We start from the raw sequence: 17,475 nt of genomic DNA, 5'->3' as shown, positions 1-17,475 counted from the left end.
TTAAAAAGTAATGCCCCGGCCCATTTTTCCGAATATAATGAACCGGGGCAAACAAACTTATGAATTAAATCTTAATTGACAGGCTTTACAGAAACAGCAAAACCACCGCTTCTCGCCATTTTGAAATTCAATTTAGATTTGCTGGTGATCTGTTTTTTGTAGATGTTATAACTTTGAGGATTATCAATATAATCGGCATCTTTTCCATCTTCGTAAACGGTTACCTCATATTTTTTCCCTTTATCCAGGAAAGAGAAATCTACGGTGTACTCACGCTTATTTTCATCAGTAATACCTCCTACAAACCAATTGTCAGTACCTTTTGCCTTTCTGGCAGTGATGACATAATCTCCCGGCTCTGCCGATAAAATCTTAGTATCATCCCAGTCTGCAGCAACATCCTTGATAAACTGGAATGCATCCATATGCTTTTTGTAATTTTCAGGAAGGTCTGCTGCCATCTGAAGAGGCATATACATGGTTACATACAGGGCAAGCTGTTTAGCAAGGGTAGTTTTTACAAAACGCTTATCTCCAGGGAAGTAATAGTCTAATTTAGTCTGGAAAATTCCCGGTGTATAGTCCATAGATCCGCCCATCCATCTTGTAAACGGAAGAACGGTCTGGTGATCCGGCTTATTTCCTCCGAATGCTTCGTATTCAGTTCCTCTGGCTGCTTCTGCAGAAATATAGTTCGGATAGGTACGGCTTTCTCCTGTAGGACGTACTGACTCGTGGGAATTGACCATAATTTTATAATCGTTTGCTTTTTCAGCAATTCTGTAAAAATGGTTGATCGTCCACTGTGAGTAGTGGTGTTCTCCTCTTGGAATGATATCTCCCACATAGCCTGTTTTTACGGCATCATAGCCGTATTTGTTCATCAATTGGAAAGCTTTATCTGACCATCTTTCGTAGTTGGTTGCAGAACCTGACGTTTCGTGGTGCATGATAAGCTTAATGCCTTTTGAATGGGCATAATCATTCAGCATTTTGATATCAAAGTCCGGGTATGGTGTAATGAAATCGAAAACAAATTCTTTGGAATGACCGAACCAGTCTTCCCAACCGACATTCCAGCCTTCAATCAGTAATCCCTGGAACCCGTTTTCAGCTGCAAAGTCGATATATTCTTTAACTCTTGTATTGTTCGCCGCATGTTTTCCGTTCGGAGTTAATTTTGAGAAGTCTGTTTTGCCCAGGTGTACGTTTTCTGCAGTAGAATAAGCCCACTGGGATTTTCCGATGATCATTTCCCACCATACGCCCATGTATTTGGTTGGGTGAATGTAGGAAGTATCGGTATATTTTGTAGGTTCGTTAAGGTTGAAGATCATTTTGGATTCCATTACCTCTTCCGCTTTCGGAGACACAATAATGGTTCTCCAAGGCGTTACTGAAGGGGTTTGAATATATCCTTTTGCTCCCTGTCTGTCTGCAGTAAGATGTGTTTTGAATTTAAAATTCTGAGCATCCACTTCAAGATGGGATACCGGATAATCTAAAACAGCTGCTTCTGCCACATTCACATACAAAGGATCTTTACCTTCCTTTTTAAGCATTAATGGAGACTGGACAGCATTTTTAACGAGAGCCTGGGAAGCATTGGCATCGAATGCTTTATCCCATTGGGAAGGAATTTCGGAAATTTTTGTTTCCTGGTATTGATATTCCTGGGAATCATAGTCGGCAACCATCCACCATGCTTTCATATCTGTAGGAAAATCTATTTCGGAATCTTCTTCTCTGATCACGAAATAATTCAGATTTTTCTGTTGCGGGAATTCATATCTGAATCCTAATCCATCATTAAACAGTCTGAACTTTACAACAATACTTCTGCTTGTAGAAGCCTGATCAAGGGTAACCGCGAGCTCGTTATAATGATTGATATAGTTTTTCTTTTCGCCAAGAACCGGCTGCCAGGTTTCGTTTTTAGAGTCACGTTTTTCGTCTTTTTTCGTGAACCCGTTATTCAGGTCAAATTTTGCGTCTTCAGCTTTAGCAATTTCGGAAGCAAATTTGATGGCTGAATCTTTAAATAATCTCAATCCTAACTTAGAATCTTCTACCACCACAGCACCATTATATTTTAGATTGTAATAAGGTACTCCTTGTTTCAGCTGAAAATTCATTTCAAATTTTCCATCCGGTGATTTCAAAGACTGTGCATTCACTCCCATGAACATCATTGAGAGCAACACTGCTCCAACTGTAATTTTCTTCATAATGATTATTTATAAACTTAAAAATAGATAAAGTGCTGCGGTAAAGCAACACTTTATCTAATTATTCATTGAAATTATTATAATGGCTCTATTTTATAAGTACCTAATTTCAGATCTACAGAAATTTTATAGCTTCCACCAGTACCATCAAATAAAATATTGCCGTTGCTTCCTTTTGGAGCAAGATATCCTGTGTTACCATCACCATCAATATTTCCCCAATCCAAATCTCCCCAAGACTGTTGTCCTAAGAATTTTATCTGTGTACCAGCAGAAAGAGAAATAGTATGTTCAAATTTGCCATTTCCTAAATTTGTCATTGGAATTGCAGTGCCAGCATCCCAGCTATTTACTGTGCCTACTAAATATAAATTAGTAGGATTCCAGACAGCAATTGGTGAAGCAGAAACAGTAATTGTTTTTTGAGTCGCCTCTGCATCAATAAGTATTTTATACATTCCCGTCGCTCCATTAAATTGAATGTTTTCAGAAGGTGCTGCCACTAAATTGGTAGACCAAGTTTTAAAATACTTATAACTATCATTCATTCCAGGAGTATCTAAACTATAATTAATAGGATTCCAATCTTGTTGTCCTAAAAATCTGAAAGCTTTTCCATTCTCCAAATAAGTATAAATTGTTGAAAAATTTTCTTTTTTATACAACATTTGTGATGAACCTGCGTTCCATCCTACTGCTGATGCTTCCCCTACAATATAAAAAGAAGGAAACTCTGTCAAGTAAGGTGTTACTGTCATAGCAATTGTATTAGAATATAAAGCCACATTACCAACTGTTGACTTCATTCTAATCTGAATTTGTGAAGGTACACCAGGTACAAAACCAGCATCAAGTAAAATTTTATTAAAAACACCAACTGTATAAGTTACTGTTAAATCTTTTGCAGAAATAACAGTGCTTTTAGCACCAACAAAGTTTGTGCCTGCAGCAGCAACTTCTAGTGAATTAGTTAATGCTACTTTTGTATCAAATACAGGATTAACCCAATCAAATTTAACAGCTTTGTTTGCTTCATTATCTTTTATAAGCACCAAAGTTGTAGCATCCGCAGATAATACAGGAGTTGATCCCTGCCCAAGTGTGGCCTGATCTTCATCTTTTTCACAAGACATTAATAAAAATCCTATGAATGCAATAGCGAATATTTTATATAAATGTTTCATTTTTAATACTATTTTATATTAATAACCAGGATTCTGAATCAAATTAGGATTCGCATTTAAGTCACTTGCAGGAATAGGGTAAAGCTTTCTAAAATCTTCTACGGCTTTACCATCTTTAACACCTCCTTTGAAAGGCCATAAATAACTTCCTGAAGTAAATTTTCCGAATCTAATCAAATCTGTTCTTCTTACTGCTTCCCAAGATAACTCCCGAGCTCTTTCATCTAAAATAAAATCTAGATTAATTGATGAAACATTTCCTGAATTGTTTCCATAAGCTCTTTGTCTCAGTAAATTTACATACTGAACTGCTGTAGCCGTACTTCCGCCTCCCCCACGCAGAACCGCTTCTGCATATGTTAAATATGCTTCCCCAAGTCTGAACATTGGAAAATCTGTATCAACAAAATCTCCCGCCACATCTGAACCAGCCTGACCGTTTCTTTTAATATTTTTAAATTTTGTAATTGGGTACCCGTCTGTAAAGGTAGCAACATTGTTAATTTCCAAATTTTGCCCATCAGTATGGAAAGTTCCTCTTTTATCAATTGAACCATCTGTAGCAGGAAATAATGCAGCAATATTCTTAGTGCTTCTCAGACCACCCCAACCACTATTGATTCCAAAATTAGCAGGATTCATAGATCCCCCTGTGCTTGCATGTATGATGTAAGTAGTACCACCAAATGTTCTAGTGTGAGTACCATCATAGTTTACAGAGAAAATAGTTTCATTATTATCTAAGTTATTGTCTGCTAAGAATAATTCGCCATAATTAGCTTTTAGTGAATATCCAGCATTAATAACCTTTTCAGCATATACTCTTGCATCAGAATATCTGGCTTGACCTGTATATACTTCAGCATTTAAATATAATCTTGACAGTAACATCCAAACTGCAGCTTTATCAGCACGGCCATATTCATTTGTTCTAGGATCTTTTAAAAGATTTTCCAAATCTTTTAATTCAGATTCTATATAGTTGAAAAGTTCTTTACGTTCAATTCTTTGTGGAGGTATTGTTCCTACCTCACTAGTTTCTGTTGCAAACGGGCCATTACCAAAAAGATCTATAGCATGAGTATAGCTTAATGCTCTCATGAAACGCGCTTCATTTCTAAACATTTTTGCCTCTTCAGCATTTGCTCCTGTAATATTTCTTGAAGCTAGTTTTTCATCTGTCGTTTCTCTGATAAACTCATTGGAAAGCCCAACCTGATAGTAAATTCTGTAATACAAGGCTGCAATAAATTCATTACTTGCAGACCATGTCATACTATGAAGGTCAGGAAGAGAACCGTCTCCCCAAGCAATAACCGCCTCATCTGTAGGCAGTTCTTGTAATTGAAAATATTGTCTTATATAATTGGATGTTCCTCCGTCAATTCCACTGATATCAGGATCACCATCTCCTCCGTTCTGACCGCTCATTGCTAAGCCTGCATATATTTTTGCTAGTACACTCTTATAATTGTTAAAATCGGCATATACAGAAGCTGAAGTCACCTCTGTTTCAGGCATTCTATTCAAATCATTCTCACATGAAGTAAGAAATAATACTGCTGTAAGACCAGCAGAAAACATTGTTTTATTAATATATTTAAATGTCATGATTTCTCTCTAATTAAAATTGAAAATTAAATCCTACTGAATACACTCTAGGTCTTTGGTACAAATTATTATCGATACCGTTGAAAACTTCAGGGTCTAAACCACTGTATTTAGTGATAATAAATGCGTTTTGAACAGAACCGAAAATCCTCAACTTAGAATCTTTTATAAATCTTGGGAAATTATAACCTAAGTTGATATTATCCATTCTAACAAATGATGCATTTTCAACATAATAATCTGACAACAGCTGAGTACGTTTGAATCCGGTATCTAAATAACTTGTATGAATATTTTGTAAATACCCGTTAAGTGTAATGCCTTGCTCTGTACCATATTGAGACGCTACATTATTATAAACATAATTACCAATACTTGCTCTCATAGTGAATCCTAAATCCCAATTTTTATAATTAAATTTTGATGAAAATCCTAGTAATACATCTGGAGCAGGAGATTTATATCTGTACAAGTCATCTGTATTTACTATACCGTCTCCATTTCTATCTACATAAACACCTTCAATTGGCTTCCCGTTTCCATCATATACCTGTTGGTATACATAAAATGAATTTGGCTGATAGCCTTCTGTGTGAACTTGAATAGTTGTCCCAGTTGCTCCTCCAATTGAATTAAGTAAAACCTGAGATGAATTAAGGTTAGTAATCTCAGATTTAAAATGAGTAGCATTTACATTAAACTCCCAAGAAAAATTTTCTGTCTTAACAGCTTTAACATTAATATTTGCTTCAATCCCACGATTACGCATATTACCTACGTTTGTAAGTAGATAATTCGTAAGATTTGATAACGCCGGTACAGGAATAAAACTGATTAAATCTTTTGACTCTTTTTCGTAAACATCAATTGTTCCACTTATTTTATCATTTAAAAAGCCAAAATCAAGACCTAAGTTTTTAGTGGTGGTAGTTTCCCATTTAATATTTTTATCATAGCCTTGAGCTCTATAAGTACTATAGAAATCATCCCCTAATTGATATTGAGCACCGCTGTCCGATAAAACATATCTAGCTAAATAAGGATAGTCATTCTTATCAATTTCTTGTTGACCTGTCTGCCCCCAACCTGCTCTTAATTTCAAAGTAGAAATCGTTTTAGAGTTTTTAACGAAGTCTTCTTGGTCAATTCTCCAGGCTAAAGCTACAGACGGAAAATATCCAACTCTATTATCTTCACTGAATCTTGAGGAAGCATCCCTTCTTAATGAAGCTGTTAAAAGATATTTATTATTGAATGTATAATTTAATCTACCAAAATATGAAATAATTGTATTTTGAGTAAAGAAATCATTTCCAGTTGCAGGATTTAGAATTCCTGTTCCATATATTGTAGGAGCGAACGGTTCTGATCTTTGCCAATCTTGGTAAGAATAGCCAGCAGTGAAATCTACAGTAGATTTTATAGATTCAAAAGTTTTAAGATAATTTAAATAAAAATCTAATAATTTATTTTTCTTTTCCTGAGAATATTTTCTATAACTCCCCTTATTATTATAAGCAATAGCTGCAGTAGGTAAAACAGTTGTATTACCATTCGCATTACTATAATCGTAGCCCAAATTTAAATTAGCTCTTAATTCCGGCAAGAAATGAAATTTATAATCAAACTGTATGTTTCCTATCAATCTGTTTACATAAGATAAATCTTTTCTTTGATCAAGCATTGAAACCGGATTTTTGGTTCCATTTGTATTAGGCTCTCCATTTGCCTGCAACCATTCAAAATATCCGCCATATTTACCAAAGGCAGGATTAGCATCATAAACCGTCTGAGTTGGATCGAACACAACAGCAGCACCTATAGCACCATCATCTTTGAACCTATTCTCAACATACGTCCCCTTTAAGTTAAAGCTTACATCTAAATGTTTATCAAAAAATTTAGGATTCAAATTTAACGAAGCTGTTGTTCTTTCAATCGTATTCGTTTTAATAATACCCTCCTGATTAAGATAGCCTAAAGATAATCTGTATGGTAAACCTTTAATCCCCCCTGATAAGGAAATGTTATTGTCAACACCTACTGCAGTTTGATAAATTTGATTTTGCCAATTTGTATCTCCTTTTCCTAAATAACCCTGATAAACAGGAGTAGCTTTTTCATTCACTATTTTTCGGAAATCATCTGCAGACAACATATCTATATTCCCCATTTTGTTATATACAGATGTCGTGGTAGTATAATTTGCTTTCAATTTCCCTGAACTGCCTCTTTTTGTTGTAATAATTACTACTCCATTAGAAGCTCTAGAACCATAAATTGCAGCAGCTGATGCATCCTTTAGAATACTGAAACTTTCAATATCATTAGGGTTAATTAATGCCAAAGGATTCGCTGCACCGCTAATTCCGTTAGTATCAACAGGAACACCATCAATAACAATCAAAGGATCATTTAATGCATTTAAAGAAGACCCTCCACGAATTCTAATTGTAGAACCCGCACCAGGTGCTCCCCCATTACTTGTAATCTGAATTCCAGAAGTTTTACCTTGTATCAGTTGTTCAGCAGAATTAATACTTCCCTCATTAAAATCTTTGGCAGAAATTGCCGTGATCGACCCCGTCAGGTCAGATTTCTTTTGCTTTCCATATCCGATCAATACAACCTCCTCGATTTTTTTCTCCTTGGTTATAGTGTCCTGTGTCTGTGCATGTATCATTGAGCTTGCCAATAAAAAGGCAGGCGCAATTTTTAATACCGTTGTAAAATTTTTCACAATATCGTTTTTTTAGTTTCGTTTCTTAATAAGGCTGTACAAACCAGCCTTGCAATTTATAAAAAAATTAGAATTATTATAATATTATTGAAAATTTAGATAAATTTATGTAAATTGCTTGTCTGTTATAAAACCAAATATCTGTTTTCCATAACATTACGTTAACATATGCGATACATAATATATTAGTATAATTAACAAAAAGTTAAACATTTGTTTAACTAAATGTAATATTTCAGTCGGGCAGCCGGGCAAAAAACTTATTATAACCGAATATTAGGCGGTTCTATGAGATAATTCTTATCTTTGCAGTTAAAACTTTACGATAAATGTCAAACAGAAAGATGATTACGGCAGCTTTGCCTTATGCAAACGGACCGGTTCATATAGGACATTTGGCAGGTGTATATATTCCTGCGGATGTCTACGCAAGATTTCAGAGAAGATTAGGAAAAGATGTAGCATTTATCTGCGGATCGGATGAGCATGGGATTCCTATCACCATCAGAGCAAAAAAAGAAGGAGTAACGCCTCAGGATATCGTGGATAAATACCATGAGATCATCAAAAAATCTTTTTCAGATCTGGGAATTTCATTTGATGAGTATTCCAGAACGACTTCAAAAAAACATTACGAAACGAGCCAGGATTTTTTTAAAGTTCTTTATGAAAAAGGGAAATTTACAGAAGAGGTTTCCGAACAGTATTTTGATGAACTGGCCGGGGAGTTTCTCGCAGACCGATATATTGTAGGAACATGCCCGAACTGCGGGAATGAAAATGCTTACGGAGATCAGTGCGAAAAATGTGGTTCTACCTTATCCCCTTCAGAGCTGATCAATCCGAAATCAATGTTGAGCGGAAATGTTCCAATTCTTAAAGACACCAAAAACTGGTATCTTCCTTTAAATGAATATGAAGATTTCCTGAACGAATGGATCATTGAAGGTCATAAAGACGACTGGAAGCCAAATGTTTACGGACAGGTTAAATCATGGCTGAATGATGGTTTAAAACCACGTGCCATGACCAGGGATCTGAACTGGGGAGTTCCGGTACCGCTTCCGAATGCAGAAGGGAAGGTTCTTTATGTTTGGTTTGATGCTCCTATCGGGTATATTTCCTTCACTAAAGAATGGGCAGAGAGAAACGGAAAAGACTGGAAAGATTACTGGCAGAATGAAAACAGTGATCTGGTTCATTTCATCGGGAAGGATAATATTGTATTCCACTGTATTATTTTCCCTGCCATGATGAAGGCTCACGGTGATTATATCATGCCGAAAAATGTTCCTGCCTTTGAATTCTTAAACCTTGAGAACGACAAGATCTCAACGTCTAGAAACTGGGCGGTATGGGCACATGAATATGTAGAGGAATTCCCTGGACAACAAGATGTTTTAAGGTATGCATTACTTTCATCTGCTCCCGAAACAAAGGATAATAATTTTACATGGAAAGATTTCCAGACTAAAAATAATTCTGAGCTGGTAGGAATTTTTGGAAACTTTATTAATAGAGTTGCTGTTCTTATCCATAAATATTATGATGGAGTGATTCCTCAGGGAGGTATCAACAGCCCTGAACTGAAAGAAATTAACAAAGCAGCTAAAGAAATTTCAGGATTCTTAGAAAATTATGAATTCAGAAATGCATTAACTGCATTAATGAATCTTGCCCGTTTCGGAAACCAGTATCTTCAGACTGAAGAACCTTGGAAAACCATTAAGGATAGCCCTGAAAAAGCAGCACAATCCTTATTTGTAGGAGCTCAGCTGGCTGTTGCATTAGCTCAGTTATGCGAACCATTCATGCCTTTCAGTTCTGAAAAATTGTTAACCATGTTTAATGCCAAGCAGGTAAACTGGAGTGATGTTGAAGATAAATCTGTTTTAGTAGAAACAGGTCATAAGATCAATGAAGCTTCTCTTCTTTTCTCAAAAATTGAAGACAGTGTAATTGAAGCTCAGATTGAAAAGCTGGAACAGACCAAACAAAACAATAAAAAAACAAACCCTAACGCCAACCCTATGAAAGAAGAGATTTCTTTTGATGATTTTGCTAAAATAGACCTTAGAACAGCTACCATTTTAGAAGCTGAAAAAGTGGAAAAAGCGGATAAATTATTAAAATTCAAAGTAGATACAGGGGTTGATATAAGAATTGTAGTTTCTGGTGTTGCAGAAAGTTTCACGCCGGAAGAACTTATCGGAAAGCAAGTAATGATCTTATTGAACCTTGCTCCAAGAAAGATCAGAGGAATAGAGTCTCAGGGTATGTTCTTATTAACGACAAAGCCAGACGGAAAACTGTCTTTCGTAACACCGGACGACAGCAATGTAGAAAATGGTATTGAGATAGGATAATCAATATTTAAGATAAAGCAAAAGACACATGACTTTTCATGTGTCTTTTTATTTTGTACTCCATCCTAAAACAAAATTTAAACTCAATGATCTTAAAAACTTGATATTAACCTTAAAACCATTAAGAAGAGTTTAGCTATTAAGAGTATTAAGAGATTGCTTCGCTGCGCTCGCAATGACAAGGCAATATTTATTTTTTAGTCAATTTTGCCAGGTAAGAATCTTCATCCCGCATTACTTTTTCTATGGTAAAACCATTATTTTCAGCAGCATTTTTTAAAGTTTCAAAATCAAGATAGAGCCATTTTATAGGCTCTTCCGATTCTCCTTTATAATGAACCACATAATCCAGTTCACCATAATAGCCGCCTGCCGGAATATAAACGCCACCATCTTCATCACGGTCGAACATATACAGAATATCTGTACTGTCGATCAGGATCTGTCCGTTATCATTAATTAAAGTATGCAGCTTCTGAAGATAGGTATCAATTTTTTCCAAACTTTCAAAAATTCCGGTTCCGTTCATCAGAAGCAGAACCGTATTAAAAGTTTCTCCCGAGAAATCCAGCATATTTTCACATACTGCTTTTTTGACTCCTCTCAATTGGCAGACTTCAATACATTTTGGTGAAATATCCAACGCCAAAACATCAAGATTTTTTTCATTCTGGAGATATAAGGCATGAGAACCGGCACCGGAACCAATATCCAGTACTTTTCCCTGAGCTAACTCTAGTGCTTTCTGCTCAATATCATTCATCTCCTCAAAGTCTCTGAAAAGATATGCTACCGGAAGCTCATCCAGTTCTGATATTGATGTTTCTGTCTGCAGATCCTTAGGATTTTCATTGTGAAAGTAATCCCAGGCTGCCTTACCCATTAAGTCTTTCATTGCTGTCTTTAAAGTGCAAAGATAAGGGTTTGGGGTTCGGATTGCAAGTTTGCCTGGGGTGAGAGAGTTAAGGATTTGAAAGTAAATAAACTATCGTCTGGTATCCGGTGTCTTGGTTCTTGGTTCTTTATTCTTTATTCTTTATTCTTTATTCTTTATTCTTGACTCTATCATTCTCATCATTGACCTAATAATCCTACCCCATCGAATCCTTCTCCTTATGCCTGTCCTTTTCTGATTCATTCTCTGCAACACCGGCTTTCCAATAAGAATAGGCATTAAGCTCCTGTGATGTCCAGTTTTTTTCTTTTCTCAGATAAGTGCGGATTTCTTTAACACTTGAAAATTCTGCCGCAACATATCCGAATTTAGACATTTCCGGAATAGCAATATTTTTTACAGTATCTGCCATTTCACTGCTGATGTGCGGACTGGCGTTATGAAGCCATTTAAATTCAATATCAGCTTTGGTTTCAAGGCTCTGTTCATCCCCTTTTCCGTGAACTTCAATGATGCAGACTCCTTTCGCTGTTTCAGGCAGGGTTTCCAGCATCGCGCTCAAAACAGGAATGGCAGTAGCATCTCCAACAAACAGGTACCATTCAACGTCCGGATACATTTCTTTAGCTTCAGTTCTCATCATGATGCCTAATTTGGAGCCGGGTTCAGATTCACGAGCCCACTTTGATGCAGGACCGCCATCGCCATGGTCTACAAAATCGATAACCAGTTCGTTTTTTTCAAGATCAATTCCTTTGTGGGTGTAGGTTCTTATGGCAGGCGCTACTTCCTTTGGAGGATATACCCATTGGCGGTTTTCATCCAGTGTCGGAAAATAAATTTCATCCAGACCTGCCGGTGGCACAGCGATCTTGTTATTGTCACCAATGGTGGTATTTTTAAACAAATGAGCCTCCGGAGAATACAGATAGGCCCTGATATAATGATCTGTGATATACTCTTTTCTCGTCATTTCCGCAACAATGCGGCCTGTTTGAATTTTAGCCATAACTGAATTTTTAAAGTTAAAATCCGGCTTCCGTTGATGATGAGAAGCCGGATCTGTTATTATATAATGAATTTAAATCAAGGCTAAACAGCTCGATTTAAATTTTTAGAAATCAAAGGTATAGGAAAGGTTAAATGTTCTTCCCCTTCCTTTGTAGTTGAACAGTTCAGGAAGTCCGTAGGTAGAATATAGAACCTGTGAACGCTTGCTCCATATAGTCTGATAATCGGTATTGAAAATATTCTGAATCCCAAGATTGAATTTACCCCAATCGAAACGGTATCCTACCATTAAATCCGAAGTATTGTACCCATCGATTTGATTTTTAAGATCGTCCGTCAGCTTGAAACTCTGTAAAGACTGGAATCTGAATGACCAGCTTTTAACATTATATCCAATGTAAGTGACCAGTTTTGAAGGGGAAGCATTGTAAATTTCCTGCTTCTTCCATTCGTTATTATTCTCAACTTCAGATTTGATTAAAAGTCCGCTGGCTCCGAAGTAAACCCCATTGTTCATGAAATAGGAAACCTCAGCCTCAATTCCCATATTTCTTAGCTTAAGATCATTGACAAGGATCTGGAAAGTCTTCTTGTCAACCGTGACTGTTTTATCCGAATTGCTTAAAAAACCAGCAATCTGACCTCTTAATCCTCCTTTATTGATACGGTACCCCATTTCAAACTGGTTGGTTTTGATAGCCTGTAATGGTTGTTCTTTAACATTAATGCTTGAAGTTATGTCCCAGTTGGTTCCTTTTAATATATAGTTTCCAATTCCATAATATTTCGATGGATCTGCCAAACTCACTCCCTGGGAAAAAGTTCCCCAGACCTGATGCTGCTCATTGAATTTATACAGTAAACCGGCATTCGCCAATGTCACATTGTATGAACTTTCTCCTCCCGGAATAGCAGAAGCTGAAGTTCCGTATCCCATGGCCACCTGAGTCTGCTGCACTGAACCTACAAAATCATCTACTTTTACATTGATATTCTGATAACGGATTCCTCCGTTCACTTGGAGTTTAGGTAAGATGTCATATTTAGCCTGAACATATCCTGCGTAACTCTGAGAATGGTTGGTTGGATATCTTCCCAGGCTGTATTTGGTTTCGTTTACCAAGCCACCGCTCGACATTGTTTTGGCAATATCATATACCGACTGGCTTCCTTCAAATTTTTCAAGATCAACATCTACTCCATAGGTCACATTCAGGCTTTTCCATGATTTCGACAATAATGCTTTTACACCGGAATAATAGGTATCCTGCTGCGAAGAAGACATATAAGCCGTGTTTACGTTATTTAAGTTAACATTTCCGGGGAAAGGATAAAATCCTAACTTCTCTCCTCTCGCAGCCAACTGTACATACAAATCCTGACCTCCTAAAATATTATTCCCATTATAAGCAACTGTTCCCATGAAACGTTCTGTTCCTATATTTTTATCAGATGAAAAGCCGTCACGCATCTCCAGAAGGTTGGCATTTTTTGTCGTAAAAGCGCTTAAATTTTCGCCTAAATAAAGACTTCTATCACCATTAAACTTAGAATTGTAATACTGGAGGGATGCCGTGATTTTATGTTTATTATTAAATTTATAACCTCCTGTTGCCAATATATCAATTGACTGGTTGTACTGAAGGTCAGTTTGCGTAATATCTGTTAATACCTGACTTTCATCGGCCCCATAAACTCCCCCATTCTGCTGGTAAGCAACCCCCAACCTTCCGAAAAATTTCGCCCCTTTTGCTGAAATTGCCTGAGCTGCCCGGAAATCGTGGTCATCTTTTCCCATGAACCCTGTTCTTACTCCAAGCTCAGTTTCTCCGCTAATTCCGTTTTTAGGAGGTGTTTTTGTGATGATATTAATGATACCGCCGGTTGCATTCCCTCCGTAAATAGAACTGGCTCCGGAAAGCACTTCAATTCTTTCGATATTAAAAGGATCAATAGCGTCCAGCTGACGGCTGATGGCGCGGATACTGTTCAGCGAAACACCATCTATCATCACCAAAGCCGAACGGCCTCTCATATTTTGTCCGTAGTTGGTTCTTCCCTGCGGACCGATATCCATGCTCGGGATCAGGATTGCGAGCATTTCTTTGATAGGAACTCCGCTTTTTGCCTGTTCCTGGATTTTTTCTTTCTGAACCACCCAAACCGTTCCCGGGATATCCGAGATCTTTGTTGGTTTTCTGGATGCCACGATTACCACATCATCAATACCTTTATAGGCTATAGAATCATTCGCTGTCTGGGAAAATACAATTCCTGAAGCCAACAGACCTATGAATGCATATTGCTTTTTCATTCTTTTCTACTCAGTTTTATAATCCGTCAAATATAATTTTTATTGCTTCTAAATAAAAACAACAGAATATGAAATTTTTCATATTTTCACAAAAAAAAGCGTTTTATTTTCACTCATAAAAACGTAAGATCCCGGACTTCGTAAAGCCAAGGATCTTACTGGTGAAAAACAAGGTATCTTAAACTGCAGGCCCGGCTGCGTCTTTTATTTCTTCTAATAATTTTTTTCTTTCCCTAAGTCTTCTTCTCGCAATAACAGATTTACCGCCGAGAACTCTCATGAATCTTAAATACTGAAATCTTTCTCTTCCGAAATGATGCGTTATGATATACAATAGTACTCCAAAACCCACCAAAATAATATACCCGAAAATCTTTTTACTGGCTATGATAATGGCATTCAGCTGAAGCGTCTTCATATTTGCTGCTAAAGTCTGAGGCGTAACCGTCATTCCATCAATATACACTGCAAGATCTCCTACTGCTGTTATCTGGAAGCGGTACTGAAACCATGAATATAATGCTGAGAAGACCCCTACCGCCAGAAAAGTTCTCCATACCAGCACCAACCCGATTGCGGCCAGCATATCCTCCATTTCAAGCTTATCCAGGGTATAGAACCATACTGAAATAAACAGTGAACACATTCCATATCCTTTTAAAAACATCGGTAAGTACCAGTTCTCATAATTGAATTCTAAGACCATCGAAAAGTACATAATCAATGCATAACCCATCATCGCCGAAAATCCCGAGAAGATGTACATTTTCAGTGGTATTTCTTTTTTAAACCAGAATACAGCTATTATTCCTGCCAGGATAATTCCAGGAATCATCAGCATATTCAACCCTGCATTCGTAAGCTGATCATAGCCGAGAACTCCTACTGCAAAGGTATTCTGCAATGTGGTCGTTCCTAAGAACATTCCAAGAAACAACAGCATAAATAAACCATGCTGCACATTATTTTTTTTGAATATCTTAAATGACAAGTAAGGTCTTTTTAAAGTAAACTGACGAATCACCAACAATGCAAAGCTTATAAAAGCAGCCATACTTGCATTCATAATATTTTTTGAATTCCACCAGTCCTGCTGCTTTCCGAAAGAAAAAACGTAGGCAGAAAACATAAATGTTGAAACAAACAACATGATACTCATCCAGTCGATATAGTGCAACGGAACTTTTAATGCAAAGTATTTATCATGCATAAATATCCAGTGAATCAGAGCAAGGATAAAACACGATACTGCTGCAATGAGGTAGAAATGCTGCCAATTGTAATGAATGGAAACTACCACCGCATAATAAGCCGCTACTTGGTTCATCACCAAAACAAAAGTGTAAAATAGCCCATAGAACATTCCCCTGTTACCGATCATCATCATTAACGGAAGAAATAACTCGATCGTTACCATCATCTTCAAAAACCCGATAAACAGTGACGTAAATACGAAGATCATTGGTTGCGTCGTAGTTCCGTCGATGTAGCTCAACAATCCTAAAAGAACGAGCAGCACTGCCATTTTATCTCTCACCTTGAATCGCATCTTTAGTCTGAGAACAATCGGCATACAGGCGCCCATTCCTATTGTGGTGGCATAATTGGCCCACATAAAGTATTCCGTCATTGCCCCGGTACCGCTCACCAGATAACTGATGTTTCCGGTATACACACCGCCAAGCGGCATCACCACTGCCAATAGCAGTACAATGAGCAGCAGCTGTACTGGTTTAGGTACCCAGTCGTTATATAATCCTTTGTTGTACATGAATTTAGATATTAGAGGTTAGAAGTTAGAAGTTAGAAGTTAGAGGATGGAAGCGGGAAGATGGGAGATAGAAGTTTTTTTGTCATCATACTTCTGCTTTCCAGATAAGTTCTGTTTAAAAAAAATTAAAAAATAAGAAAGGGACCGGAAGTTATGATTCGTCTGCATCAACTTCCCTCTTCTGACTTCCGGCTTCCCTTCTAAAATCTTTCAATCATTAAATGCTTAAATCTTTCAATCCTAATTAATATTTACATTCATGTTCATTCCTGCACTCAGTTTTTCCAAATCTTCTTTTTTATTGGAATTAGTGAATTCTATTCTTACCGGAATTCTTTGTTGTACCTTGATAAAATTACCTGTAGAATTGTCTGTAGGAACGCTTGAATATCTTGAACCTGTTGCCGCTGAAATAGCAGTGACTACTCCTTCAAATTTTTTTCCTCCCAAAGCATCAGCGGTCATTGTCATCTTCTCCCCGATTCTGATATTGGGCATCTGGCTTTCCAGGAAATTAGCTGTTACCCATTTCTGACCATTCAGAACGATGGTCGCTACCTGTTGGCCTGGTTGTATCAGTTGTCCTTCAGATATTGTTCTGCGTCCCATGATTCCATCATATGGGGCTGTTATCACGGTATAAGAAAGGTTGATCTTTGCCATTTCCAGCGCTGATTTTGTTCTTTTGATCTCTGCATCATTAATTCCCAACTTGCTTTTAACCTCAGTTGTGGAAAGATTGGCAGACTGTTTCTGGTTCACTAAGGTTTCATACGCTGCTTTCTGGGCCTCATATTCCGTTTTGATCTGATCGTACTGTTGTCTGGTCACTGCTTCTGCTGCAAGAAGGTTTTTATACCGGTTTAAATTCTGCTCGGCATTCCATAATCTTGCTTTGGCACCGGCGATATTGGATTCCATGACACTTACGTTATTGGAAACTGTATTTACAGATGAACTGGTTGCCGATCTCTGGGCAAGTGCATTCTGATACGCTGCTTCTGCCTGTCCTAGCTGGGTTAATAATTCATTTTTATCCAGAATAACCAAGGTATCCCCTTTTTTAACCTTTTGATGCTCTATGAATTTTATATCTTTGATATAAGCCGAAACCCTTGTATTAATTGGGTTAATGAATTCTTCCACCTGAGCAGCTTCCGTATAGGTTTTGTCTCCGATGTGGAAATATTCACGGACCAGCCAGAAAAGTCCGAATCCTATCACCAGAAATACAGCCGTATTGGAAATGATGGCTCTGATTTTATTTTTTTTATTCTGTTTCTTTTTAACTGCTGCTCCTGACTGTGCCGGAGCGGCCTGAGTATTTTGAGTGGTTTGTTCCTTGTTTTCCATTA

Annotated in this window: 10 protein-coding genes; 1 reads left to right on the top strand and 9 read right to left on the bottom strand. The window is 37.2% G+C overall.

Annotated features, from left to right (window positions below):
- Nucleotides 1-71: 71 nt before the first annotated feature.
- From DRF60_RS07435 to DRF60_RS07420, 4 genes are all read right to left on the bottom strand, one after another.
- Complete coding sequence (locus tag DRF60_RS07435) at nt 72-2,228, bottom strand: glycoside hydrolase family 97 protein (protein ID WP_116011468.1); 2,157 nt, start codon at nt 2,226-2,228, stop codon at nt 72-74.
- Nucleotides 2,229-2,305: 77 nt separating this feature from the next.
- On the bottom strand, nt 2,306-3,412 hold the full coding sequence (locus DRF60_RS07430) for a SusE domain-containing protein (RefSeq protein ID WP_116011467.1): 1,107 nt from the start codon (nt 3,410-3,412) through the stop codon (nt 2,306-2,308).
- An 18-nt stretch (nt 3,413-3,430) separates the two neighbouring features.
- Complete coding sequence (locus DRF60_RS07425; RefSeq protein ID WP_116011466.1) at nt 3,431-5,023, bottom strand: RagB/SusD family nutrient uptake outer membrane protein; 1,593 nt, start codon at nt 5,021-5,023, stop codon at nt 3,431-3,433.
- Between the two features lie 13 nt (nt 5,024-5,036).
- On the bottom strand, nt 5,037-7,763 hold the full coding sequence (locus DRF60_RS07420) for a SusC/RagA family TonB-linked outer membrane protein (RefSeq protein ID WP_116011465.1): 2,727 nt from the start codon (nt 7,761-7,763) through the stop codon (nt 5,037-5,039).
- A 329-nt stretch (nt 7,764-8,092) separates the two neighbouring features.
- Here DRF60_RS07420 and metG point away from each other — a divergent pair, with 329 nt between their 5' ends.
- Nucleotides 8,093-10,129: a methionine--tRNA ligase gene (gene metG, locus DRF60_RS07415; RefSeq protein WP_116011464.1), complete on the top strand. Its 2,037-nt coding sequence runs from the start codon at nt 8,093-8,095 to the stop codon at nt 10,127-10,129.
- Nucleotides 10,130-10,319: 190 nt separating this feature from the next.
- Here metG and DRF60_RS07410 read toward each other — a convergent pair whose 3' ends face one another.
- The 5 genes from DRF60_RS07410 to DRF60_RS07390 all read right to left on the bottom strand — a co-directional run bounded on the left by DRF60_RS07410 (nt 10,320) and on the right by DRF60_RS07390 (nt 17,473).
- On the bottom strand, nt 10,320-11,024 hold the full coding sequence (locus DRF60_RS07410; RefSeq protein WP_116011463.1) for a class I SAM-dependent methyltransferase: 705 nt from the start codon (nt 11,022-11,024) through the stop codon (nt 10,320-10,322).
- Nucleotides 11,025-11,220: 196 nt separating this feature from the next.
- On the bottom strand, nt 11,221-12,033 hold the full coding sequence (locus tag DRF60_RS07405) for a siderophore-interacting protein (protein ID WP_116011462.1): 813 nt from the start codon (nt 12,031-12,033) through the stop codon (nt 11,221-11,223).
- Between the two features lie 105 nt (nt 12,034-12,138).
- Nucleotides 12,139-14,349 (bottom strand): TonB-dependent receptor, encoded by a 2,211-nt coding sequence (locus DRF60_RS07400; RefSeq protein WP_116011461.1) that lies wholly within the window; start codon nt 14,347-14,349, stop codon nt 12,139-12,141.
- 178 nt (nt 14,350-14,527) lie between these two features.
- The gene (locus tag DRF60_RS07395) at nt 14,528-16,120 is read right to left on the bottom strand and encodes an efflux MFS transporter permease (protein ID WP_116011460.1); all 1,593 of its coding nucleotides are present in this window, start codon (nt 16,118-16,120) and stop codon (nt 14,528-14,530) included.
- A 240-nt stretch (nt 16,121-16,360) separates the two neighbouring features.
- Nucleotides 16,361-17,473: an HlyD family secretion protein gene (locus DRF60_RS07390; RefSeq protein ID WP_116011459.1), complete on the bottom strand. Its 1,113-nt coding sequence runs from the start codon at nt 17,471-17,473 to the stop codon at nt 16,361-16,363.
- Nucleotides 17,474-17,475 lie beyond the last annotated feature (2 nt).

The sequence above is a fragment of the Chryseobacterium elymi genome, assembly GCF_003385495.1.
GTDB classification, from domain to species: Bacteria; Bacteroidota; Bacteroidia; order Flavobacteriales; family Weeksellaceae; genus Chryseobacterium; species Chryseobacterium elymi.
This window is presented reverse-complemented; position numbering and strand designations above follow the sequence as displayed.